This window comes from Brevibacterium sp. UCMA 11752 (assembly GCF_021532235.1).
In the GTDB taxonomy this organism is placed as follows: domain Bacteria; phylum Actinomycetota; class Actinomycetes; order Actinomycetales; family Brevibacteriaceae; genus Brevibacterium; species Brevibacterium antiquum.
The window spans coordinates 693866-717290 of record NZ_JACBOS010000003.1 but is presented as its reverse complement, the minus strand read 5'-3'; the positions used below and the strand labels follow the sequence as shown (position 1 = coordinate 717290).

Sequence of the window (23425 nt, the reverse complement as noted above, 5' to 3'; positions counted from 1 at the left end):
CGCTAGGAGACATGATGACCGACCGTGAGACCCGCCTCGGCGAACTGGCCGAGAAGTACCTTCCCGCCGAGGTGCTCGAACGTTTCCGCGAACGTGCGGGCGTCTACGACCGTGAGAACCGCTTCTTCGATGAGGACCTCGAGGAGCTGAAGTCTCTGGGCTACCTCACTCTGTTCGTTCCGGACGCCTACGGCGGTCCCGGGCTGAGCCTGCACGAGGTCTCGCGTCTGCAGCAGCGATTGGCCGCGGCGGCCCCGGCCACGGCCCTGGCGATCAACATGCATCTCATGTGCACCGGCGTCGTCAAGGCTCTCAACGACCGCGGCGATGCCTCATTGAACTGGGTCTTCGAGGAGGCGATGGCGGGGGAGATCTTCGCCTTCGGCATCTCCGAACCCTCCAATGACTGGGTCATGCAGGGGTCGAACACGGTGGCTGAACCGACCTCTGACGGAGGCTACCTGCTCACCGGCGTGAAGATCTTCACCTCGCTCTCCCCCGTGTGGACGCGGCTGATCGTCCACGGAGAGATCGCTTCCGCTGAAGAAGGAATCGCCGGCCCCGATGCAGACCAGCCAGCCGAGGGCCAGCTGGTCTACGGCTTCATCGAACGCAACGCCGAGGGCATCACGGTCTCCGACCAGTGGGACGTCATGGGAATGCGGGCCTCCCAGTCGCGGGCGACGATGCTTGACCAGGTACCCATGCGCCCCGAACGGGTCTCGCGCACCATCCCGGCAGGCAAGCACCCCGACCCGCTGACCTTCGCGATCACCAGCAACTTCCAGCTGCTCATCGCCTCCGTCTATGCCGGCGTCGCCGCCCGAGCGCTCGAACTCGGCGCGGCCGGTCTGAAGAAGCGCAAGTCCGCGAAAGCCGGAACCACCTTCGCCGAGGTGCCCGAGACTCGCGCACGCCTCGCCGACGCGCACCTGGACTACCTCGCCGTCCCCGCCATGCTCGACGCCTACACCAGGGACTTCGACGCACTGGTCGACCACGGGTCCGGTTGGCCGCTGCGGCTGGTGGGAGCCCGGATCAAGGCCTCCGATGCGGCCAGGAACGCGGCCGAGACGGCTCTCATGTGTTCCGGCGGCAGCGGCTTCGACAATAGCCACGAACTCTCGCGCCTGTACCGGGATGCGACCGCCGGTCTGTTCCACCCGCCGAGCGCCGACGCCGCCCGCCCCATGTACGCGGCAGCCCTCCTCGACGACTGAAGGGTGGTCATCGGCTCTCGTTCGGTACGGGTCTCTCGTTCGGTACGGGTCTCTCGTTCGGTACGGGTCTCTCGTTCGGTACGGGCCTCTCGTTCGGTACGGGCCTTTCGTTCAACGCTGAGTCAGGTTTTCGATGGTGCCTCGCAGTGAAAACCTGACTCAACGTTGAACGAGAGTCTCAGGCTCCGAGTCGGCCGGGCACGGCACGGCTGGACGTGGCACCATGGCCGCACCTATACGAGCTGCAAGGACGGAGTTTCCTATGGAGGAGAGAACACCCACGATCGTGCGGGCGAACTCGATCGTGTCGCAGGCGCGGACGCGGCCAGGCGCCAGCTCGGCTCTCGAACCGGAGGCCTTCGCGATCACCGGTGAGATCATCAGCGCGAGCGGAACGCTGACTGAACTGCGCGACAGATTCCCCACCGCCGAGGTGCTCGACTTCGGTGACTCGACCATCATCCCCGGCCTCAACGACGCCCACATCCACCTGGCCATGACCGCCGGCGACGCCCTCCACCTCGACCTGTCCCATGCAGCGGTGGGAGACGTTCCCACCCTCTTGGACACGATCGCCGCCGAGGTGGGGACAACCTCGGCGAGGACATGGGTCAAGGGCAGCCGCTACGACGATGAGAAGACCGGTATCGTCCTCCGCGACGAACTCGACCGGATCGCACCAGAGGTCCCGGTGATCGTCAACCACGTCGCGGGGCACTGGGGCGTGGTCAATTCCGCCGGACTGCGATTCCTCGGCATCGACGAGTCCTCACCCGACCCGGACGGCGGCCGCTATGACCGCTATTCCGACGGTCGGCTCAATGGCAAGCTCATCGAACGGGCGCTGATGAACGTCCTCATGCCGGCCACAGCCCGCGGGGACCGTTTCATTCCCGGGGACACGGTCGAGGACCTGGAGCTCGGTGCCGCGCGGACGATCGCGAAGTGGAATGCCGCAGGCCTGACCTCGATCTGCGACGCACTCATCAGCCCCCAGGACATCGGCATCCTCTCAGCATTGCGCGCCGACGATGCACTCGGCCTGCGCATCGGCATGCTTCTGTCCATCGACCACTATGACAAGGCCGCCGAGCTCGGAATCGGCAGCGGTTTCGGCGATGATCGGCTCAAGCTCATCGGCGTCAAAGCCTTCCTCGACGGAGCGATCGGCGGGCGGACCTGCCTGCTCTCCGAACCATTCACCGACCCGAACTATCAGGGCGTGCAGACCACTTCGACCGATGAGCTGCGAGCCAACGTCGAACGCGTCCATACCGACGGCAACCGCATCGGCGTCCACGCCAACGGCGACGCCGCGATCCGCCTCGTCCTCGACGCCTTCGACGACGTTGCTGCCCGGATCCCGCGCCCGGGTCTGCGGCACCGGATCGAACACTGCAGCCTCATCGACGACGACATCCTGGGGCGGATGAACCGCCTCGGCGCCATTGCTGTCCCCTTCGCCGGATATCCCGGCTATCACGGTTCGGCGCTGAACTCCTGGTACGGCGAGGCGAGGACGGAGCGGATGTTCGCGCACCGCTCGTTCCTCGACGCTGGGGTCACGGTGGCAGGATCATCGGACTATCCGTGCGGGCCCTACCAGCCGCTGTTCGGACTGCAGTCGCTGGTGACGAGGACCGGCGTCGACGACGGGGTCACCGTCGGAGCCTCGCAGAAGGTCACAGCAGCCGAGGCGCTGTCGATCTTCACTCTCGGATCCGCCGAGGCTTCAGGGGAGGAGTCCTACAAGGGCAGACTGGCGCCGGGATACCTCGCCGACTTCACCGTCCTCGGAGACAACCCACTGACCATCGACCCCCACGGAATTGCGGACATCGACGTGCGCGCGACGTATGTCGGTGGTGATGAGGTGTACCGGGGCGCACCCTGAACCTATGCATTGTTCTCTACTATCAGTTCGGCGGCACCAGGCTAATCCGTCGTAGGATGATCGTCACTAGTCGTTGGTGTGTTGGGGCGCTGTTTCGGTTAGATCAGACAGAGAGTAATTGGGGCGAAACATGCAGGCGAACGGGATGCCTCCGGCGAAGGGCAATGAGGCACGTCGGCATCATTTTGTGCCGCAGTTCTACTTGAGGAATTTCGCGAGGGACGGAAAGATCGGCAGCGCGAATCTTCAAAGTAGAAAGGTGTTCACACAGGTGGTGCGCAAGGCGGCATCCGTCAATGACTTTCATTCCTTGCCAGGGCACCCCGAGGGTACAGACGCTTTTGAGAAAGTGCTCTCCAAGGTCGAAAGCAGCGCCGCAAAAGTTATTGCCCAAGCCTCAGGCCAAGGCATAAGGTCACTCTCCCCCGGACAACGCAGTGAACTCGCATTTTTTTCAGCATTGCAATACGCCCGGAGCCCAAATCAACGTCGTTCCATGGAATCTATCCGTGCAGAAATGATTCGCCTTGAAGTTGGGTTTGGCGGGCGGCATCAGACGGCATCATGGGCAGAAGAGAACCTGGGGCTGACAAACGCTTCAGAGGAGACGATCCAGCAGATCTGGGATGAGGCAACGAGACCCGGTGGACCTCCAACAAGGGTCTCTCCTGCCGAACACATCTCCCAGTTAAGCGAAATAGTCGAAGAACTCTGGACCTATCTCGTCGGTCGACCCATTTTGCACGTTCGGTTTGAAGGCGTTCATTGTTGACGTCTGATTCGCCTGTTGGGCTTATCCCAAGGGGAGAAGAACTCCTCGAACCACTTCAAGGCGTAGGTTTTCGTACAGCGTGGGGGTCTCGTTTCCCCTCAGCAGACGAGACGCCATACTTTACGGTGATATCGATACTGTTGCGCAGAATACAACTTTCGATCAAGTGGCTCTAGGGAAATACGACCTCGAGGCGCCTGCCAGTACCGCCATGGCGAAGCTGCTCAATTTCAGCACAGCCCGCAATAGTTCAGAATGGCTCTATTTCCACCCAGACGACGAGCACCTACTTCCAAGCCCGCTGCCCGATCCACAGTCGTCTGCGATTCGAACTTCTGGAGCCAATTTCGACTTTGATCGAGTCGACAGTGTTCCGGACGGCAACTGTTGACTTACTCCGGGGCTGAGTCAGCACGTCTCAGACGTTCACCTTCGCTCGCTGCGCTGCCGGAACCCACCGCGGGTCCGGCTTGGCCAGGGTGACGATGACGACGATGATGAGGTTGACCGCGATTGCCCACAGGCCGCCGTTGATGCCCAACAGCGGATCGTGGCCCGTGTAGTGCAGGGCCACCATGGTCACCGAGCCGACGATGAGGCCGGCGGCAGCGGCCTGTTTGCTCATCCGCGGCCAGTAGAGTGCGAGCAGCGCGGCGGGCACGACCTGTGCCAGACCCTCGTAGCTGAGCACGGAGAGCTCGACGAGGGCGTCGGGCATGAGCAGGCTCATCACCAGCGCAATCACACCGACGATGAGGCACACCCACTGGGACAGCGTCTTCTGCCGCAGACCACGTGCGGCCAGCTGTTCCTTCGTCATCGACGCGGAGCTCTTCGGGCCGGACAGCCCGCCGCCGAGAACCGTGCGACCCCACATCGAACCGATCGAGAGCATGTACACGCTCATCGGCACGATGGCTGACAGTGCACCCGCGACTCCGATGACGGCGACAAGTGGGGCCGGCAGCGAGTCGATGACTACGGAGAACAGCGCCAGATCCGTGTCCTTGAGGGCGGGAATGACGAAGAGCGCGGCGACGCCGACCATCATCGGCACGAGGAGCAGCAACTGGTACCAGGGCAGGATGATGGAATTGCGGCGCAGGGTGTTCGCCGAGGTACCCGACAGGTATCCGGCGATCGAGGTGGGGAAGACGGTGATCGTGATCCCGTTGAGGATGATCGTCGAGATGAACCAGGCGCTTCCATACGTCCCCTCACCTGCACCGGGGAACGTCAGCCACTGCGACTTCTCAACCACGAGCTTATCGAGCAGCTCACCCAACCCGTCGAAGTAGTGCAGCGGCACGTAGATGGCGAGGAAGGCGACGGCGAGGATGACGAGGCCGTCCTTGAGGGCGCTGACCCACGCGGAACCGCGCAGACCGGAGAAGAGGATGAACGCCTCGGCGACGATGAAGGAGATGATGGCGGCGACCTTGAGGTCGATCGCCCCAAAGCTCATGGCGTTGACGACGGCACCCATGCCCTGGATCTGCAGCTGGATGTAGGGAACGATGAACACGGTCGCGAGCACGGCGACAAGGATCGCCAGACCCCGCGAGCGGAAGCGGTGCTCGACGATGTCGGAGAGGCTGACGAGCTTGTGCCTGGCCGCATAGGTCCAGAACAGCGGGCCGACGAGGTAGGCGACGACGAGTCCGACGCTGAGATAGCCGATGAGGTAGAGGATCGGCACACCATAGGAATACGACCAGCCGGCTGTGCCGAGGAACGAGAAGCTCGTATAGGTCTCTCCTGCCATGAGCAGGAGGATGAAGACGAACCCGAGTCCGCGTCCGGAGACTGACCATTCGTCGAGTGACTTCTCACGCCCGCGGCCCGACCAGATGCCGATGCCGATGGTCGCGAGCATGGCAATGCCGAAGATGATGCAGGCGATGATCGCTGAGGTGCTCATTTCTCGGCCTCCGATCCGTCTGCGGAGGCTGCGTCTGCTGAGGCCGTCTCTGCGGCCTCCCCGATCGGGTGATCCTCACCGAAGGCAACATCGGCTGGGACGTATTCGGCCTTGTCACCGCGGTAGTAGTGATCACCCCGGGCGGCCATCCACACGAAGAACCAGGTGAGGATCGTGACGACGATCGTGTAGGTGAGGATGAACGGCATCCCGAAGATGCGTGGCTCGATCGAATTGGCGACGAAGGGCGTCAGGAGGTAGCCCACGACGGGAATGATGAGGAGCAGCAATGAGTACCGCCGCCGAGGTGGCCTCGACGGCGGTGGTGAATCGTGAACTCCCGACATGGGCGACCTCTTCCTCTTCGAATGGACACCGCAGGTGAGCGGCCTGCGCCAGGCTAGTGGTGCGTGTCACGGAAGGTGGAGATCAGTCCGAAATGTGGAATCGGCGGGCCGTCGTCACAGCTCCGGCAACAGCGAGATCGGGTTCTCGATGCAGTCGGCGACGAAGGTGAGGAACTGGCTCGGCTCGGCACCGTCGCAGGCGCGGTGGTCGAAGACGAATGACAGGTACATCACCTTGCGAACGGTGAGCTCGCCGTCGACGATCCAGGGGCGGTCCTTGATCCGTCCCAGGCCGAGCATCGCGACCTCAGGCAGGTTGATGATCGGCGCAGAGCCATCGACTCCGAACACACCGTAGTTGTTGAGCGTGAACGTGCCGCCGGTGAGCTCCTGAGAGCTGAACTTGCCTGTCGAAGCCTTGCCGACGGTCTCGGATACGGAGTCGCGCAACTTCCGCAGGCTCATCTGATCGGCACCGTGCACGACTGGAACCATGAGGCCACGCGGGGTCTGCGCGGCCAGGCCCAGGTTGATGTCTCCGTGGGTGACGATCTCGTTGGCCGCGGTGTCGATCGAGGAGTTGATGATCGGGAACTTTTTCAGGCCGGCGACGACGAATCTGGACACGAGTGAAAGCAGGGAGTACTTCTCACCGGTGCGGGCCTCGAGGGTACGTTTCGTATTGAGCAGGTCGGTGGCGTCGACGTCGAGCCAGATAGTGGCCTCGGGAATCTCCTGTCGCGATTTCGACAGTCGTTCGGAAACGACCTTGCGCAGTCCCGTGATCGGGGTCCGGGTATCGCGGTCGGCAGATTCCCCGGAATGGGCCACGCTCGCCGAGGCGGTGGTGCCGACGTGGTCGCCACTGGCCAGGGCGGCATTGTTCGCGACCGGAGTCGCCGGGCCTGATTCGATGGCTTTGAGCACATCTGCCCTGGTGACAATGCCGCCAGATCCGGTGCCAAGGAGATGTTTGGCACTGAGTCCATTGTCCTTCGCAAGCTTGCGAACGATGGGAGAGGACACCGGAGAGGTCGGCGCCTCGACTGGGGGTTCGGCAGCAGCGTTGACTGCGGGCTCGGAATCGGAGGCCGGGGGAGTGGCCGCCGACGGTGGTGTCGTCGGGCCCGGTGAGGACGGTTTCGCAGCTGAGGGCGCTGTCGCCTCACTGCTCGTCGCCCCACCGCGCTTCGCACCGAATGACCGCTGCTTCGTCGACCGTGCTTTGGGCTCGGACGTGCCGTAGCCGATGAGGTTCGCACCGCCGCTGTCAGTCTCTGCCGCCGAAACTGATGCCTCGTTCGAGACAGGGCCGGCACCGGAGTCCACGTCCGCACTCGGCCCGGCACCAGAGTCCGTGTTCGCACTCGAACCAGCACCCGCCTCGGCGACGGAGAGCAGGGGCTGACCGGCGGATACGGTGTCACCGGCGTTCGCGTGCAGTGCTTCGATCCGACCGGCGAACGGACACGGCAGCTCGACGACGGACTTGGCGGACTCGACCTCGACGACCATCTGGTCGACGTGGACCTCGTCGCCGACATTGACCAGCCAGCTGATGAGCTCGGCCTCGGTCAGTCCTTCGCCCAGGTCGGGGAGGATGAAATCGCGGGCGTTCGTCGTGCGTGGGGAATTCCCAGTATCGGCAGCACCGGACACACTCGTCTCGGCACTCATCACAGCTCCCAATCCCAGGATTCGAGAGCATCGAGAATGCGTTCGGCGGTCGGCAAGAAGTACTCCTCGAGCTTCGGGGACGGGTAGGGCACATCAAATCCGGTGATCCGCAGGATCGGGGCAGACAGATGGGTGAAGTTGGCTTCGGTGACCCGGGCGGCCACCTCGGCGCCGTAGCCTCCGAACTGGGCGGCCTCATGGATGATCGCGGCACGGGACGTCTTGCGCACCGATGTGGACACGGTCTCATCGTCGAAGGGTGAGAGCGACCGCAGGTCGATGACCTCGATCGACAGTCCGTGCTCGGCGCCTTCCTCGGCCGCGGCCAGGGCGGTGCGCACGGTGGGTCCGTAGGCCAGAAGAGTCACGTCCGACCCAACGCGTACAACCTGGGCTCGATCCATCGGCGCGGTCTGCACGGGCAAGCTGAGCTCGTCCTTCATCCAGTACCGCGACTTCGGCTCCATGAAGATCACCGGATCCTCGGAGGCGATGGATTCGCGCAGCAGGGAATAGGCATCGGCCGGGTTCGACGGGGTGACGACGGTGAGGCCCGGGGTCGAACACCAATAGGCCTCGGACGAATCGGAGTGGTGCTCGACGCCGCCGATATCGCCCGCGTAGGGAATTCGGATCGTCAACGGCAGGCTGACCTTGCCCTTCGTGCGGTTGCGCATCTTCGCCACGTGGGACACGATCTGCTCGAACGCGGGGTAGGCGTAGGCGTCGAACTGCATCTCGACGACCGGGCGCATCCCGGCCATCGCCATGCCGATCGCGGTGCCGACGATCCCGGACTCCGCCAGCGGAGAATCCCAGACGCGTTCGGGACCGAATTCCTTCCGCAGGCCCTCGGTGACACGGAATACCCCGCCGAGGCGGCCGACGTCCTCACCGAAGACCAGGACGTTCTCGTCGTCGCTCAGGCTGTCGCGCAGGGCCTGGTTGAGCGCCTTGGTCATCGTCACCGAAACTGGCGTCGGAACGTCTTCTGCCGTGGTGGCAGTGGTGACGGTCATGGCTGTGCCGCCGTTGCCAGCTCGGCCTCGAGCTTCTCCTGCTGTGTGGCAAGGTTCGCGCGCGGGTTCGCATAGACGTAGGCGAAGAGTTCGCTCGGATCGACCTCGGCATCGGTATTCATGGCGTCACGGACGGAGGTGGCAAGCTCTTCGGCGCTCGCCGTGATCTCTGCGGCGGTCGCGTCATCGAGGACCCCGGCTGTGCGCAGGTGCTTTTCGAGGCGATCGATGGGATCGAACTGCTTCCAATGCTCGACCTCCTCGGCGTCACGGTACTTCGTGGGATCGTCGGAGTTCGTGTGCGACTCCATCCGGTAGGTCAGGCACTCAATGAGGGTCGGGCCCTCGCCGTTGCGGGCGCGTTCGAGGGCTGCCGTGACGGCGGCGAACACGGCGGCGATGTCGTTGCCGTCGACCCGTATGCCGGGCATTCCGTATCCGGCGGCGCGGTCGGCGAGCATCGTCGCATTCGACTGTTCACGCAGCGGAGTCGAGATCGCATACTGGTTGTTCGCCAGCACGAAGACGGTCGGGGTCTGCCATACCGAGGCGAAGTTGAAGGCCTCATGGGTGTCACCCTCACTGCTGGCACCGTCGCCGAGGAAGGTCAGGGTGCAGGCGTCTTCGCCCTTGAGCTTGGCGGCCATGGCGTAGCCGGTCGCGTGCAGAGTCTGCGTTGCCAGCGGTGTCGCCGCGGGTGAGGTGTGATATTCGTTCGGGTCGAATCCGCAGTGCCAGTCGCCGCGGAAGGCGGAGAGGATCTCGGTCACGGGAACGCCGCGGGTCAGCAGTGACGCGGAATCGCGATAGGTGGGGAACAGCCAGTCATTCGGTGCCAGTGCGGTGGTGGCTCCGACTTCGATGGCTTCCTGGCCGGCGGCGGACGGGTAGGTCGCGAGTCGCCCCTGCCTGGTCAGGTGGGTGACCTGAGCCTCGAACCGTCGGACCTGCACCATCTTCTGGTAGAGACCCAGGAGGGTGCGATCGCTCGGGATCCTCAGCCCATCGGTGGGAACATCGGTGGGCTGGCCGTCTGCACCGATGAAGCTGACTGGCTGCAGCTGGGGCAATGAACGGTGAGAGGTGGGAACGTCAATGGTCATGGCCCCATGGTGGCGTGAGCCGAGTCACCGATCCAGGGTCTGCCGGCAGGTCCGGACGGGGGTGCCGATTGTCTTGGGAACAGTGGACGAAGTGTTCGGTTGCCGCGCGAGCGGAGGGACGTTTGGCCCGGACTCAGATCTCGCCCCACCGGTAGCCGCGCGAGGTGAACGCCTCGGCGACCTTGTCCTTCTTCCCTTCGACGTCACCCTTGTATGCCTGATGCCCGCCCTCGGTGAGAATCGTCAGGTCGTTCCCGTCGAAATAGGCGGTGGAGAACGAGGCTCGGGAGATCCTCAGCGGATGATCATCGGGCCGGCCGATGATGATCTCGTCGTTGCTGATGTGCAGTGGTGTGGTCGAGGCGGTAATGACAAACGTGGCAATTGCGCCGAGAACCGCACCGACGATCGGGCGAGCTATGACCACCCATGCCTGGTCGAATTGGCTGAGCTTCTCGACTACGTCTCCGAAGGGGATCGGGAATTTCGCCGCGAACGCGCCCAGCGCGGGAAGGAAGAAGCCAAGGGCGATGCCGACCCCGACGCAGATGGCGCCGATGACGACGATATCGGCCCTGCCGAGGGCGAACACCGAGGCGGCGCTGCCGTTGGTGGCGCTCGTTGTCGAGGCGCCTGTCGGCCCGGAGGCGCTGGGTGTCGATTTGCGGTCGGTGTTGGGTTCCCTGTCTGCCATGGTCTCTCCGAACCTTGCTGTGGTGACGTTCGGTGGTGAATCGTCGGGCGATCGTGTCAGTGTCGATGACGAGGATGAGCTGTCAAGAAACTGGACGGAACACTACTGTACCAAAACGGTACAGTAGTGTTCCACGGGCACTGTGTTCGGGCATGATTGGCAGCAGAGGACGATCAGTCGAAGGAGTGGGGCGTTGATGGATGAGGTGAATGGCGGTATGCGTCAGCTGCGGAGAGATGCCCTGGTCACGGAGGCCATGGCTGTGCTCGCCGAGAATTCGGGGGCGTCGATGTCCGAGATCGCGAGTGCCACCGGCGTCGGGCGCACGACTCTCTACCGGCGCTTCGGTGACCGGGAGGCCCTGATCGCTGAGGTGGCCCGACAGGGGGCTCGCATGTTCACCGACGCACTGCTGGGCGCTCGCCCGCAGGTTGGCCTCGGGCTCGACGCCGTCGAACGGGTCTGCGTGCAGCTGTTCACCGTTCCCGATGTCCTCACGCTCCTGTTCGCCGACATTCCGATCATCACCGACGATGTCTTCGACGAGCTCGAGCGTGAGCGGCGCGCTGAGCTCAGGGTCGAATCGACTGGCGACGGCGACATGATGGGTGAAAGCGACTCGGGCGATGGAGACCCGGTCGAAGCGATCATCCGCAGGGGGCAGGCCGACGGCTCAATCGCTGAGGACGTGCCGGTCGTTTGGGCGGCGATGTACGTCTTCCTGACGATCGGCTCGGGGCATCTCTATGACGTGAGTTCACGCTCCGGCAGTCGCGACCCGGGCAATCGCGCGGCCGCTCTTGATCTGACGATCCGGGCGGTCAGGAAGACGTTGCGCCCAGCGTAGGGCCGCCTCGGCGCCTTCCGGCGGCGATGCTGGCCTCAGGCGGTTCTGAATAGATCCGCTTGTCGACCGACGGCGACTAAGGTTAGGCTGACCTTTGAGACGGTGGGAGCAATCGTATGCCTCAGGCGGTTGACACGCTTGCTTGAAGTGGCGAACTCCTGGTCTCGACGTTTCATCCGTCAAGAGACCCTCGGAGCTGAATCCATGCCGCGAACTTCCAGGCCCATGCAGGTATTGCCGATCATCCTGCGCGAGGTGGAAGTCACGGACATCACGGACATCACGCCGCACATGCGACGCCTGACAGTGGCAGGCGAAGACTTGTCGGTGGGCATGGTGAACGGGATGCCGCGGCCGCAATTCCGCTCCGAGGGCTTCGACGATCACGTGAAACTCGTCATCCCGACACCCGAAACTGAATCCCTCGACGTAGGCGAGCAGGGAGAGTTTCGTTTCAACTGGAACCGTGAGGCGCTGAACTTCACCCGCGACTACACGGTTCGAAGCGTCGATCCGGACGCCGACTCCTTCGCCTTCGATGTCGTCCGGCACGAATCGGGGCTCGCCTCCGACTGGGCCTTCAGCGCCGCCGTCGGGGACTCGCTGAAGTTCGCTGGCCCGAAAACCTGTGCCGGCATCAGCGAAGGGATCGACTTCCATCTGCTCGTCGCTGACGAGACCGCACTGCCTGCTGTCGGCCGCTGGCTTGAAGATGCTCCTGCCGGCACGCGTGGACACATCATCGTCGAAGTTCCTACCGCCGAAGACATTCAGCAGATCCCCACCGCCGCCGAAGTCGAGATCGACTGGCTGGTCCGGGGCTCCACCCCGCCGGGGGAGTCCACCCTCTTGTACGAAGCCGTCCAGAACGTCGACCTGCCGGCAGGCCGAACATACGCGTGGTGCGCAGGCGAGGCGCTGACCGTTGCACCCATCCGGCGTCACCTGCGACGTGACCTCGGACTGCCCAAGGAAGACGTCGAGGTTCTCGGTTACTGGCGCAAGGTCTCCGCCGTGAAGGACTCCGAGGTCACAGGGCACGAGAATGCCGAGGTTGCCGCGGACGAATCCGTCGGTTCCCCAGATGCCCCCGAAAGCAGCCAGAACGTCGTCAGCGACGTTCACGAGATGACCGAGATCCTGCCCCCGATCATCACCCGCATCGCAGTCACCCTCGGCATCGGCGATCTCATTGCAGGGGGAGCCGCCACCGCCGAGGCGATCGCCGCCCAGGCGGGCATCGATGCCGATGGTGCACGCGTTGTCCTCACCGCAATGTGTGCACTCGGCCTCCTCGAACGCGAGGGCGAGACCTACCGCAACACGCAGGCCGGGGCCGTGCTCATCGGCGACGGGGCCGGGGACGGACTCAACCTCGACGATCCAGCGGTGCGGGATCTGTTCTCGATCGTCAACCTCCTCGACCTCCTCAGGGGCGGTGGCAGGTCCAGGGCCACAGCCACCTCGGCGAGAGAAGCCCTCGTCTGGGCGGAACGGCGGGCCGTCGACGCCGATCTCGACGCCGCTCACCGAAACCGCACACTCGAGCATCTGCAGTACGTCCTCGACATCATCCTCGATCTCGACCCCATCGCCACTGCCTCGAGCATCGCCCTGGCCGGTGACGCCGGAGCCGAGATCGCCGCGGCCCTCACACGCAGGGCACCGGAGACCGGACGCAGCATCCACACCCCGGCGCGCAGTCTCCACACCCCGGGGCTCCGCGCCCATGCAGGCGAGCAGTCCTGGCCCGTCGTCGACACCACCCTCGTGCTTGCGGGGTTGACTGGCCTGTCACGAGCGGACGCGAGCTCACTCCTGACGCGAATCCTCGCATCCAGTCGCAGCCTCGTGATCGTCGAGCCCTTCACCGACGACGCAGAGGTCGATGACCACCAGGCCGAGGAGCTCGTCGCCACTTTCGCAACGACCGGCAACTCATCGTGGACCAGCCACGAGGTCCGTATCTGCCTTACCGAGCTCGGGGCCGAGTCGGTCGAGGTCGTCGACATCGGGTGGGGCTTCGGGCGCTTCCGCCGTGCTGTCATCGCCCGAAGATCTTAAGCGCTCTCACCTCACTCTTTCCTCTGACCAGGAGGGTTCATCAGCCGCGAGCCGCCGGCTCGACGTTGAAAGGAACACATGAAACTCAATCGCATCGCCACAGCTGTGATCGCTTCAGTAGCGAGCCTCGGGCTCCCGGCCGGGTGCTCGAGCGGCGGTGGTGACGCCGAGGCCTCGGGGGAGTCCGAGACCCGGACTGTCACTGATTCCAGTGGTGCCGAGGTTGAAGTCCCCGCCGATCCGAAGAGCGTCGCGAGCCTGCACTATGCCGCGACCGAGACCCTCATGGACCTTGAGCTTCCACCTGTCGGGCAGGGTGAGTTCCAGGACCCCGCAGTCCCCGAGGAGTGGGTCGACCAACTCGGCGGCATTCCGATCGTGGCCCAGGAGGAGCCCGACCTGGAGAAGCTCGCCGAGGCCTCTCCCGACCTCATCCTCGCCCCCAACATCTATGAGCCGGACATGATCAAGCAGATGGAGGAGATCGCACCGGTCTACCAATTCACGCTGCGCGGCGGCGACCGGGCTGACTGGCAGCAACGAGTCGGAGAGGTTGCCGATGCCGTCAACCAGACCGATGAGCTCGAGAAGCTCTCTGCTGATTTCCAGGCGGAGCAGAAGGAGATCGCAGAGGAGTACGGCGACGTCACCAAGGGTGCGAAGCTCGGAGTCGTCTCCTCCTACGAAGACAACTCCGCCTACCTGTGGGGCAGTCAGAACATGGTCGGCTCCCTGTTCACACCGCTCGGATTCGACTGGTCGGCCAAAGAGGATGCGTCTATCAAGAAGTACGCGAAAGCCAGTCAGGGCGGAAATAGGTCGGGGATCAAAGAACCGGAGGCACAGATCTCGATCGAGGTCCTCGACAAGAGCCTGTCCGATGCCGACATCATCTTCGTCACCTCGAATATGCGCGGAGAGTACGACGAACTGACGAAGGCGATGATGGCATCGGCGGTCTTCAAGGATCTGCCTGCGGTCAAGGCCGGTCACGTCTACCCGCACGGCAAGGCCACGATCGCCGGATACGCCGATGCGAAGTACGGGGTCGAGATGGCCGAGAAGGCGATCCGGGACTACCAGAAGGGCTAAGCCCGAGGATCAGTGACCCGAGGATCAGTGACCCGAACCGGGACGGTGTCCTTCCGCCTCATCGAGGATGAGCAGTGAGCGGGAGGACACTACGCCGGGGACTTCGTGGATTCTGCGCAGGATGACCTGTGACAGTGCCGTGTTGTCGGGAGCATTCACGGTCACCAGAGCATCGATGTCACCGCTGACGGCCTGAACCTTCTCGACGAACGGCAACTCGGCGAGGTCGTCCCTGACTTCGGGCCAGGGCCGATCGCCGATTTTGACGACGACCACCGCGGTCACAGTCATTCCGAGGGCGCTGCGGTCCACCTCGGCGGTGAATTTCCTGATCGCCCCGGATTCGACGAGAACGGAGAAGCGCTTGTGGGCGGCCGATCGCGAGATGTGCACCTGCTCGGCCAGCTGGCGGACGCTCAGGCGCGAGTCGTCGACAAGGGCAGCGATGATGCTGCGGTCGATGTCGTCGAGGTCGAATGCCACGAGGCGCTCCTTCAACGTTGATGCGGGCGTCGGACTCACCGGGTCACTTTCGTTTCCAAGGGCGGTCGTTGCCTGGTCACGGTCGGTGGCTCCATTCTAGGGCCCGTTTCTTGAGCGCGCTCTCACTCCTTCCGCAATCGCTTCAGTCGCCACGGTGAGGTCCGCTTGAGTCGCCACGATGTAGGCGCAATCGGTCTGCGCAGGTAGAATTTGTTCGAACGTTCGTACAATAAGCATGTTAGCTGCAGCACACAGGAAGTAAGATGTCTGACTGAGTACTTTTCCGGGCTTCCTCGCGGACCCGGGTGTCGGACGAGAACGTGCTGACTGTAGATTATGAGGCAGAAGTCTCATTTGCAGATGAATTGCCTCACGGAATAGGAGTCATCCTTGAAGATCGCGGTGTTGGTCAAAGAGGTCCCGGATACATACGGGGATCGGAAACTGAATTTGGAGACCGGTTTGGCGGATCGTTCCGCTTCGGAAGCGGTCCTCGACGAAATCGGCGAGCGTGCCCTCGAAGTGGCTCTCTCCTATAAGGATGGCAGCGACGGAACCGAGGTGACCGTCATTTCGATGGCACCCGACACCGCGACCGCCACGATCCGCAAGGGCCTGGCCATGGGCGCGGACAACGCCGTGCACGTGTCTGACGAGGAGCTCCTAGGTGCCGATCTCGGCCTCACCGCCGAAGTCCTGGCAGCAGCCATTCGCCGTGGCGGCTTCGACCTCGTCGTGACCGGCAACGTCTCCACCGACGGCAACGGCGGCATGATTCCCGCGATGCTCGGCGAGCACTTGGACTTCCCTCACGTGACTGGCCTGACCTCGGTCGAGATCAGCGACGGCAAGGTAGCAGGAACCCGCGGAGTCGAGGCCGGCAAGCAGGAAGTCAACGCCGAGCTTCCAGCCGTAATCTCCATCACCGAGGCGCTTCCCGAGGCCCGGTTCCCGAACTTCAAGGGCATCATGGCGGCCAAGAAGAAGCCGTTCGAGGTCATCAGCCTGTCCGACCTCGAGGTCGATGCCAACGACCAGTCCACAGCACGATCGATCATGGTCACGGTGGCCGAGAAGCCGCCGCGTGAAGCCGGAGAGAAGATCGTCGACGAAGGAAACGGCGGAGCAGAGCTCGCCGAATACCTCATCAAGAACAAACTGGCCTAAGGAGAATCGATATGTCCGAATTCCCACAAGACTCCATTCTCGCCGTCCTGACCGCCGATGCCGAAGGTCAGCTGGAGAAGCCGGCGGCTGAGCTGCTCGGCGGCGCCGGTGAGATCGGTTCGCCCGTCGCGCTGGTCCTCGCACCTGCTGGTCAGGGTGAGGCGGCAGCCGAACAGGCCGCATCATTTGGTGCTGCCCAGGTTCTCACTGCCGAGGTTCCAGAGGGCAACTCTGCGCTGGGAACCTTCGCAGTCGACGCTCTGAGTGCCGCGAGCGATCTTGTCGCCCCCGACGCCGTCCTCCTCTCGCACTCGATCGACGGGCGCGACATCGCCGGACGATTCGCAGTGCGCAGCGGTTCGGCTCTGTCCGTCGATGCCCTGGGTGTCGAGCGTGACAGTGAGGGCATCGTGGCCAACCACTCCGTCTACGGTGGTGGCTACACCGCATCCTCGGCACCGACTTTCGGCGCCCCGGTCATCACCGTCCGTCAGGGATCCATCGAGACCCGTGGCGAAGCTCAGTCCGCGAACGCCCAGGCCCTCGAGGTTGCCGATTCCGGCAAGCGATCGGCCCAGATCGACTCCTTCGATGCCGTCGTCGAGACCTCGTCTCGTCCCGAGCTGCGCGGTGCCTCGAAGGTCGTCTCCGGTGGCCGCGGTGTCGGCTCGGAAGAGTCCTTCGAGCTCGTCGGTGAGTTCGCCGATGTCCTCGGTGCTGCTCTCGGTGCCTCACGTGCGGCCGTCGACGCCGGCTACATCGCCCAGTCCCACCAGGTCGGACAGACCGGTGTCTCCGTGTCGCCGCAGCTCTATGTGGCACTGGGCATCTCGGGTGCGATCCAGCACAAGGCCGGCATGCAGACCTCGAAGACCATCGTCGCTGTGAACAAGGACGGCGAAGCGCCGATCTTCGACATCGCCGATTACGGCGTAGTCGGTGACCTGTTCAAGGTCGTCCCGCAGTCGATCGAGACCTTGAAAGCGAAACAGTCCTGATATGGCCACATACTCCAGTTCGCTGCGCTCGGGCCTGCCCAGAGTAGAGGGCGGTGAGCCATGGCCACCTGAAGGCGTCATCGGTGAGCCGCTCGAGCCGGGCGCCTCAGTTGTGTCGGAAGGGTCCTTCGAGCCGGAAGATTCGGCTGCCCCGGACGAGTCCGTCGACGAATCCGGCTCCGTCGGGACCGGTGCTGCCGTTGGAACTGGGGCTGCCGTCGGCGCGGCTGGCGTCGCGGCGGGCACGACCGCTGTTGCCTCAGATTCGAATGAGGATGCGGATTCAGCAGATGACTCCGATGAGGGCTCAGGAGCCGTTGAGAGCTCAGGGTCCATTGAGAGCTCAGGGTCCGTTGAGGCGCTCGAGCAGCCGTCTGAATCGTCCGAATCTGCCGCCGAGGCGAGCAGTGAGGTTCCGCTGCGCCGTGGTCTGCCCCGTGTCGAAGGCGGCGAGCCGTGGCCGCCGGAAGGCCTCGCGCCTGCCGGTGTGAAGGCTCCTTCGAGCACTTCGGATGCCGAGAGCGAACCGGAAGCTCAGTCCGACTCCGAGTCCTCTGCTGCTCCTGCCGCCGCAGTCGCGACCGCGGGTGCAGGAGCCGCTGTGGGCACAGCCGCAGTGGCATCAGACTCCGACGCCCAGGACACAACCGCTTCGGAAGAACCTGTTGCAGCTGAGACTGCGCCGGCTGAGTCCGCAGCGACTGAGCCTGCATCTGCTGGTGACGTTCCTCTGCGTCGGGGACTGCCTCGCGTGTCCGGGGGCGATCCGTGGCCACCAGAAGGTCTGGCTCCGGCTGGTGCGAAAGCCGCCTCGACCACTTCTGCGTCCTCATCGGCGCCGGCAGCTGCGGCTGCTCCGGCCGCCGAAGCCTCAAACGCATCGACTGATCAAGAAGCTCCAACTGCGGGTGAACAGCCTGCCGAGACGGAAAAGTCATCGGCAGCTCCAGCCGCTGCAGCAACTGCCGGTGTCGCCGGCGCAGCTGTCGGCGCTGGTGCGGCGGTTGCCGCGTCCGGGAAGAAATCCTCCGGCGAACTCAGCGACACACCGCTTCGCCGCGGATTGCCTCGCGTCGCCGGTGGCGACCCATGGCCGCCCGAGGGCTTCGCTCCGGCGAGTGCCGGCGCCACCTCTGCTTCGATATCTGCCTCGACCGAAGCGGACGCTTCACGTGCAGGCTCGTCCGACAGCACGTCGACCGGCGCCGCCTCGACGCCCGCTGCCACAGAGGCGGACACCGCTGCCCTGGCTGAGAAGCCAGCAGCGGACTCCTCGGCACAGACAGACACCTCCGCACAGGCGGGTTCCGACTCCTCGTCGGCAGCTCCGGCTGCCGCAGCGGGAGCCGCGGCCGTCGATGCAGGTGCGGCCGGTGCCGTGGCTGCCTCGTCGAGCTCGGACGAGAAGCCAGCAGCCGCCTCGGCGGAAGACAAGCCTTCCCGATCCGGACTGCCGAAGTCCGCAGGGCCGGCGCAGCGGAAGCCGATGGCCAAGCCTGCTGCCAAGGCCACGGACAAGGCGACCGCGAAGCCGGCTGCCAAGCAGGCCGACAAGCCTGCCGCGAAGGCGAGCTCCGCACCGGCGAAATCGGCCTCTGCCTCGAGCTCGGCGGCGGCCAAACCTGCTGCCGCGAAGAAGAAGGAACCGACGATGATCGGTTCGAAGTCCGTGGGTCAGTGGGCGAAGCTCGGTGGCCTCGGACTCGGCGGACTCATCGTGGCTGCAGGGATCATCGTCCTCGCGGCCCGTGGAGTCACGACTCTGCCCGGTGTGCCCGAGTTCCTCGAACGCTACCCGGGCGAATACCACCTGCCCGAGTTCGTCGACCCAGGGTTCCCCGCGTGGGCCCGCTGGACGCACTTCCTCAACATCTTCTTCATCGTGCTCATCATCCGTTCGGGTCTGCAGGTACGTCACCAGCAGAAGCCGCCGGCCTTCTACACCCCGAAGAAGGGTGGCAAGAAGGTCAGCATCAACCTATGGCTGCACACGAGCCTGGATCTGCTGTGGCTGGCCAACGGTGTTGTCTTCGTCGTCCTGCTGTTCATCTCCGGACACTGGGCGCGGATCGTGCCGACCAGCTGGGAAGTCTTCCCGAATGCTGTATCCGCGATGCTGCAGTACATGACTCTCGAGTGGCCTGCCGAGAACGCGTGGGTCAACTACAACTCGCTCCAGCAACTCATGTACTTCATCGTCATCTTCATCGCGGCTCCACTGGCTGCGATCACCGGTGTGCGGATGAGCGAATGGTGGCCGAAGGACGCCACGAAGCTCAACAAGTTCTACCCGGCACCGCTGGCTCGTGCGATCCACTTCCCGACGATGATCTTCTTCGTCGTGTTCGTCCTCATCCACGTGTTCCTCGTGTTCACGACCGGTATCCTGCAGAACCTCAACCACATGTTCGCAGGCACGCACGCGGACAACTGGGTCGGATTCATCTGGTTCGTGGTCTCACTGGCAGTCGTCGTCGGAGGCTGGTTCGCCGCCAGACCGATGCTGCTGGCGCCGATCGCCAATATGTTCGGTCGCGTCTCCAGCCGGTAGCGGGGCTCGCAGCGGAGGAACGACTCCGGGGCGCAGCTGGAAGCGCGGGACGAGGAGGGCCCCTGCAGGACGATAGCGTCCTGCAGGGGCCCATTCGCTTTGACGAGGCGTGTACCGGCACTTGTGCGTCATCGTCGACGTCAATTCTCGGTGAGCGCTCTTGGGATGCCGTCGAACGCCTGCCCGGAGCGTTCGGCAATCTGCTCGTCCGCTGATAGCACCGGCGGACGAGGCTGTCACCTGCGACTCAAGTGACCTGGCAACCTTGTTCGCCAACAAGCACCGTGTCTCTCACGACAGAGGTGGGAGCTCATGGCCTCCGGTGAGTCGAGCACCGACTTCGCCAGCGGTGTCTTCGTCGACCCAACGGCATTCGGCGCAGGCCGATCACATCTTCTGCCGACGGCTGCCGCCGTGCCAATCCTCCTGCTGACCGACTGAATCGGTGTCGACGCCGAAAGCAGCAAGCTGCGGTCGCTCCCGCAGACTGCGCTTGAGCTCTGAGAAGGCGGGGAAGCTTGCCAGTCCGATGACATGGTCCCACAGCTCGACGGCCGCGTCCTCGTCCGGCAGCCGACTGATCACCGGCCCGAAGAAGGCCACACCCTCGGGCGGCGAGAAGTGGATGATCGGTGTGCCCACGTCCTTCCCTGTCAGCGCGAGTGCCTCACCTGTCTCCTGGCGAATCTCAGCGTCCCAGGTTGCATCGTCGAGGGCCTGCGCCAACTCCACGGGCAGGCCAGCCTCGGCGAGGATCGCTTCCGCGAACTCCTGTGTCCCGCGTTCGTCACGCACCTGGTCTTCAGAACGGTGGTTCGGCCAATCAGCCGCGCCATCGAAGATGTGCCTCCCCATCGCTGCATACAAGGCACTCACGGACTCGCGCCCGAATTCCGCTCGTGCCCGAGCTGCCACTCGCAGAAGCCGAAGTCCGGCCGTATGCCTGGCCTCGTATTCGGGTGGAAACTGCGCATCGTAGTCAACATCGGCATTGATCACACGCAATGAGATGAATCTCCAGTCCACGGTGTAGTCGCGCTGGGCTTGCACTTGCCGTACCCATTTGCTCGTCATCCATGCAAATGGGCAGACCGGGTCAAAATAGAAGCGTATGTCGGCGTTCATGCGGCCAACGCTTGCACCGTCGGACGACCAGCGTCAAGCCTGGGATGTGGCGCAGCGCTGCATTACTGGTCCTGTCAGCTATCGTCGGCACATCCATTGTTCCGCGGGATTACATGCCGCATCGGCGATGAGCCCATGGACAGCCGTAGGGATGATCGTTACTCGCCTGGCCGCTGACGTCGGCTCACGGGTTCCGGGAAGCCAGGACGGAAGGCAGCTCGGTCAAGTCGGTGACGATGTGGTCCGGTGGAGAGAAGCAGCCGGGGTAGGAGGTGCTCGAGCGGCTGATCCAAGCGGTTTGGAGGCCCGCCCTGGCTGCACCGTGGATGTCCCAAGGGTGGACGGCGACCAGCATCATCTCCGAAGGATCGGCACCGCTCATTCGAGCTGCGTAGTGGTAGGCAGCCGGGGCTGGTTTCCATGCCGGGGCGTCTTCGACCGAGAGCAGAGACTCGAACGAGTCGCCGATCCCAGCCCGCTCGAAGAGGCTCTCAGCAATCGCAGTGGAGCCGTTGGACAAGGTGACCAGTCGAAACCCGGCCTGACTCAGACTGCGGACCCCTCCGGGGACGTCAGGATGCACCCCCAACGATGCCATGCCGACCATGATGTGTTCCACCGCCTGATTCCGATCCCGGTTGAGGTCGACGCGGCTGAGCAATCTGTGCAGTGCTTCGGTGCCCACTTCGGAGAATCCGACGTTGTCGCCTGCCGCGGTCAGGGCAAATCCGTCTCTGAGCAGGGTGGTGAACCAGAGCTCGGCCATCGTCCCGGGCGCCGCGACCTCCTCGAAGACCCCGGCCAGTGGTGACATGTCCGAAAGGGTTTCGTTCACGTCGAAGACGATGATTGAGGGCCTGGTGCTCACAACGCTCTCCTTCACAGCACGGGTCAAGTTCAGTCAGTCCATTCTGCCCGAACCTCGGGATGCGGAACAGGCACCGTGCACAAGAGTCGATTCGGGCGGCCCGATGAAAGTTCTTCTTGGTAGACACCCTTGACCCTGTCACTCCGGCCCCTTAGTGTTTATGCAACAGGGTTGCAAGGAATGCAACACCTTCGTATCAGTCACGATGATGGAGAAGACAACGATGTCGATATTCGCTCCCATGAGATCGGCGGTGTGACCATGTCTCAGATCTCGGCTGCCGCCACGTCCCCTTCGGTCAAACAGAAACGCGTCCTGCGCCGTGTCATCTCGGCGAGCTTCATCGGCAACTTCGTCGAGTGGTTCGACTACGGCGTGTACGGATACTTCGCGGCCACGATCGCACTCGTCTTCTTCCCCGCCTCCGAGGGCAACATCGCCCTGCTCTCGACCTTCGCGGTCTTCGCGGTATCCTTCGTCGTCCGTCCGATCGGCGGGTTCATCTGGGGCCACATCGGTGACAAGATCGGTCGTCGATCGGCGCTGTCCGTGTCGATCCTCATCATGTCGGTCTCGACCTTCGCCATCGGACTGCTGCCCAGCTACGCCATGGTCGGTCTGTTCGCGCCGCTTCTCCTCCTGCTCGTCCGTCTCGTGCAGGGCTTCTCCGCGGCGGGTGAGTACGCGGGCGCCTCGGCATTCCTCGTCGAATACGCACCCCCAGGCCGGCGTGGTCTCTACGGGGCAGTGGTCCCGGCCAGCACCGCTTCCGGACTCCTGTTGGGCTCCGTGCTCGCCGCGATCCTGACCTCTGTGCTCACCGACGTGCAGTTGGAGACTTGGGGGTGGAGGCTGCCGTTCTTCCTCGCGGCTCCCATGGGTCTCATCGGCCGCTATATACGCACACGACTCGAAGACACCCCGGCCTTCCGTGAACTGGCACAAGAGGACGAAGTCATCAAGGCGCCGGTCTTCGCAATGTTCCGCGACCATTGGCGACCCCTCATCATCGCCATGTGCGCGGTTCTGCTCAATGCAGTCGGTTTCTACGTGGTGCTCACCTATATGCCCACCTACCTCACGACGGAATTGGGATACGGTGCCACCGAATCCTTCGTCGCCACGACGATCGCGCTGCTGACGTATATCGGCTTCATCCTGCTGACAGGGCTGGCCTCGGACCGGTTCGGGCGCAAGCGGATGCTCTTCATCGCCTCCATCGTCTTCATCATCTTCACGGTCCCGGCGTTCATGCTTCTCGGCTCCGGCAGTTTCACCGTCGTCGTCCTCGTCCAGATCGCGCTGGGCGGCATGCTCACCCTCAACGACGGGACGCTGCCGACCTTCCTCGCCGAGATGTTCCCGACGAGGATCCGCTACAGCGGATTCGCCGTCAGCTTCAACCTCTCGAACTCCCTCTTCGGCGGCACAGCACCGTTCATGGCCACTCTGCTCATCGGCATGACGAATTCGGCGCTGGCGCCCGGCTGGTATCTCATGGCTGCCGCCGTCGTCTGCCTGGGCGCAGTCCTCTGTGCCAAGGAAACGTTCCACAAACCTCTGCGCGACGTCTGATCGCGCAG

At 63.8% G+C, this 23425-nt stretch carries 19 protein-coding genes; 10 read left to right on the top strand and 9 right to left on the bottom strand.

Translation table 11 applies throughout. From position 1 onward, the window contains the following. Positions 1-14 precede the first annotated feature (14 nt). The 3 genes from HU144_RS03225 (at position 15) to HU144_RS03215 (ending at position 3886) form a co-directional block, all read left to right on the top strand. On the top strand, positions 15-1220 hold the full coding sequence (locus tag HU144_RS03225) for an acyl-CoA dehydrogenase family protein (RefSeq protein WP_235350115.1): 1206 nt from the start codon (positions 15-17) through the stop codon (positions 1218-1220). Positions 1221-1482: 262 nt separating this feature from the next. Further along, positions 1483-3114 (top strand): amidohydrolase, encoded by a 1632-nt coding sequence (locus HU144_RS03220; RefSeq protein WP_235350114.1) that lies wholly within the window; start codon positions 1483-1485, stop codon positions 3112-3114. A 145-nt stretch (positions 3115-3259) separates the two neighbouring features. Further along, entirely contained in the window at positions 3260-3886 is a 627-nt protein-coding gene (locus HU144_RS03215; RefSeq protein ID WP_235350113.1) for a DUF4238 domain-containing protein, read from the top strand. Positions 3887-4304: 418 nt separating this feature from the next. On the opposite strand, the gene HU144_RS03210 is transcribed toward HU144_RS03215, so the two are convergent. From HU144_RS03210 to HU144_RS03185, 6 genes are all read right to left on the bottom strand, one after another. Beyond that, positions 4305-5807 (bottom strand): sodium:solute symporter family protein, encoded by a 1503-nt coding sequence (locus tag HU144_RS03210; RefSeq protein WP_235350112.1) that lies wholly within the window; start codon positions 5805-5807, stop codon positions 4305-4307. Next, the gene (locus HU144_RS03205) at positions 5804-6154 is read right to left on the bottom strand and encodes a DUF3311 domain-containing protein (protein WP_235350111.1); all 351 of its coding nucleotides are present in this window, start codon (positions 6152-6154) and stop codon (positions 5804-5806) included. The genes HU144_RS03210 and HU144_RS03205 overlap by 4 nt, the downstream gene beginning before the upstream one ends. Positions 6155-6268: 114 nt before the next feature. Further along, on the bottom strand, positions 6269-7831 hold the full coding sequence (locus HU144_RS03200) for a dihydrolipoamide acetyltransferase family protein (RefSeq protein WP_235350110.1): 1563 nt from the start codon (positions 7829-7831) through the stop codon (positions 6269-6271). Beyond that, positions 7831-8850: an alpha-ketoacid dehydrogenase subunit beta gene (locus tag HU144_RS03195; protein ID WP_235350109.1), complete on the bottom strand. Its 1020-nt coding sequence runs from the start codon at positions 8848-8850 to the stop codon at positions 7831-7833. Before HU144_RS03195 ends, HU144_RS03200 begins: the two co-directional genes overlap by 1 nt. Beyond that, positions 8847-9953, bottom strand: coding sequence for a pyruvate dehydrogenase (acetyl-transferring) E1 component subunit alpha (pdhA, locus tag HU144_RS03190; RefSeq protein ID WP_235350108.1), 1107 nt, complete (start codon positions 9951-9953; stop codon positions 8847-8849). Before pdhA ends, HU144_RS03195 begins: the two co-directional genes overlap by 4 nt. A gap of 133 nt (positions 9954-10086) precedes the next feature. Next, positions 10087-10647 (bottom strand): YqeB family protein, encoded by a 561-nt coding sequence (locus HU144_RS03185; protein WP_235350107.1) that lies wholly within the window; start codon positions 10645-10647, stop codon positions 10087-10089. Positions 10648-10843: 196 nt separating this feature from the next. Here HU144_RS03185 and HU144_RS03180 point away from each other — a divergent pair, with 196 nt between their 5' ends. The 3 genes from HU144_RS03180 to HU144_RS03170 all read left to right on the top strand — a co-directional run bounded on the left by HU144_RS03180 (position 10844) and on the right by HU144_RS03170 (position 14650). Then, positions 10844-11494 carry a TetR/AcrR family transcriptional regulator gene (locus HU144_RS03180; protein WP_235350106.1) on the top strand — a complete coding sequence of 217 codons (651 nt, stop codon included), beginning with the start codon at positions 10844-10846 and terminating at the stop codon, positions 11492-11494. A 204-nt stretch (positions 11495-11698) separates the two neighbouring features. Further along, positions 11699-13558, top strand: coding sequence for a siderophore-interacting protein (locus HU144_RS03175; protein ID WP_235350105.1), 1860 nt, complete (start codon positions 11699-11701; stop codon positions 13556-13558). Between the two features lie 78 nt (positions 13559-13636). Further along, entirely contained in the window at positions 13637-14650 is a 1014-nt protein-coding gene (locus tag HU144_RS03170; protein ID WP_235350104.1) for an ABC transporter substrate-binding protein, read from the top strand. Positions 14651-14674: 24 nt separating this feature from the next. Here HU144_RS03170 and HU144_RS03165 read toward each other — a convergent pair whose 3' ends face one another. After that, positions 14675-15133, bottom strand: a complete 459-nt coding sequence (locus tag HU144_RS03165) for an Lrp/AsnC family transcriptional regulator (protein ID WP_198397359.1) — start codon at positions 15131-15133, stop codon at positions 14675-14677. Positions 15134-15523: 390 nt separating this feature from the next. Here HU144_RS03165 and HU144_RS03160 point away from each other — a divergent pair, with 390 nt between their 5' ends. Genes HU144_RS03160 through HU144_RS03150 form a run of 3 tightly spaced genes read left to right on the top strand, consistent with a single transcriptional unit; the run spans position 15524 to position 19849 of the window. Beyond that, complete coding sequence (locus HU144_RS03160; protein WP_235350103.1) at positions 15524-16300, top strand: electron transfer flavoprotein subunit beta/FixA family protein; 777 nt, start codon at positions 15524-15526, stop codon at positions 16298-16300. 11 nt (positions 16301-16311) lie between these two features. Further along, positions 16312-17298 (top strand): electron transfer flavoprotein subunit alpha/FixB family protein, encoded by a 987-nt coding sequence (locus HU144_RS03155; RefSeq protein ID WP_235350102.1) that lies wholly within the window; start codon positions 16312-16314, stop codon positions 17296-17298. Position 17299: 1 nt separating this feature from the next. Then, positions 17300-19849, top strand: coding sequence for a cytochrome b/b6 domain-containing protein (locus HU144_RS03150; RefSeq protein WP_235350101.1), 2550 nt, complete (start codon positions 17300-17302; stop codon positions 19847-19849). A 387-nt stretch (positions 19850-20236) separates the two neighbouring features. On the opposite strand, the gene HU144_RS03145 is transcribed toward HU144_RS03150, so the two are convergent. Together HU144_RS03145 and HU144_RS03140 are read right to left on the bottom strand one after the other, a co-directional pair. Continuing rightward, entirely contained in the window at positions 20237-20974 is a 738-nt protein-coding gene (locus HU144_RS03145) for a mycothiol-dependent nitroreductase Rv2466c family protein (RefSeq protein ID WP_235350100.1), read from the bottom strand. Between the two features lie 184 nt (positions 20975-21158). Beyond that, positions 21159-21842, bottom strand: coding sequence for a haloacid dehalogenase type II (locus tag HU144_RS03140; RefSeq protein ID WP_235350099.1), 684 nt, complete (start codon positions 21840-21842; stop codon positions 21159-21161). A gap of 261 nt (positions 21843-22103) precedes the next feature. On the opposite strand from HU144_RS03140, the gene HU144_RS03135 reads away from it, so the two are divergent. Further along, on the top strand, positions 22104-23417 hold the full coding sequence (locus HU144_RS03135) for an MFS transporter (protein WP_235352648.1): 1314 nt from the start codon (positions 22104-22106) through the stop codon (positions 23415-23417). Positions 23418-23425: the final 8 nt, after the last annotated feature.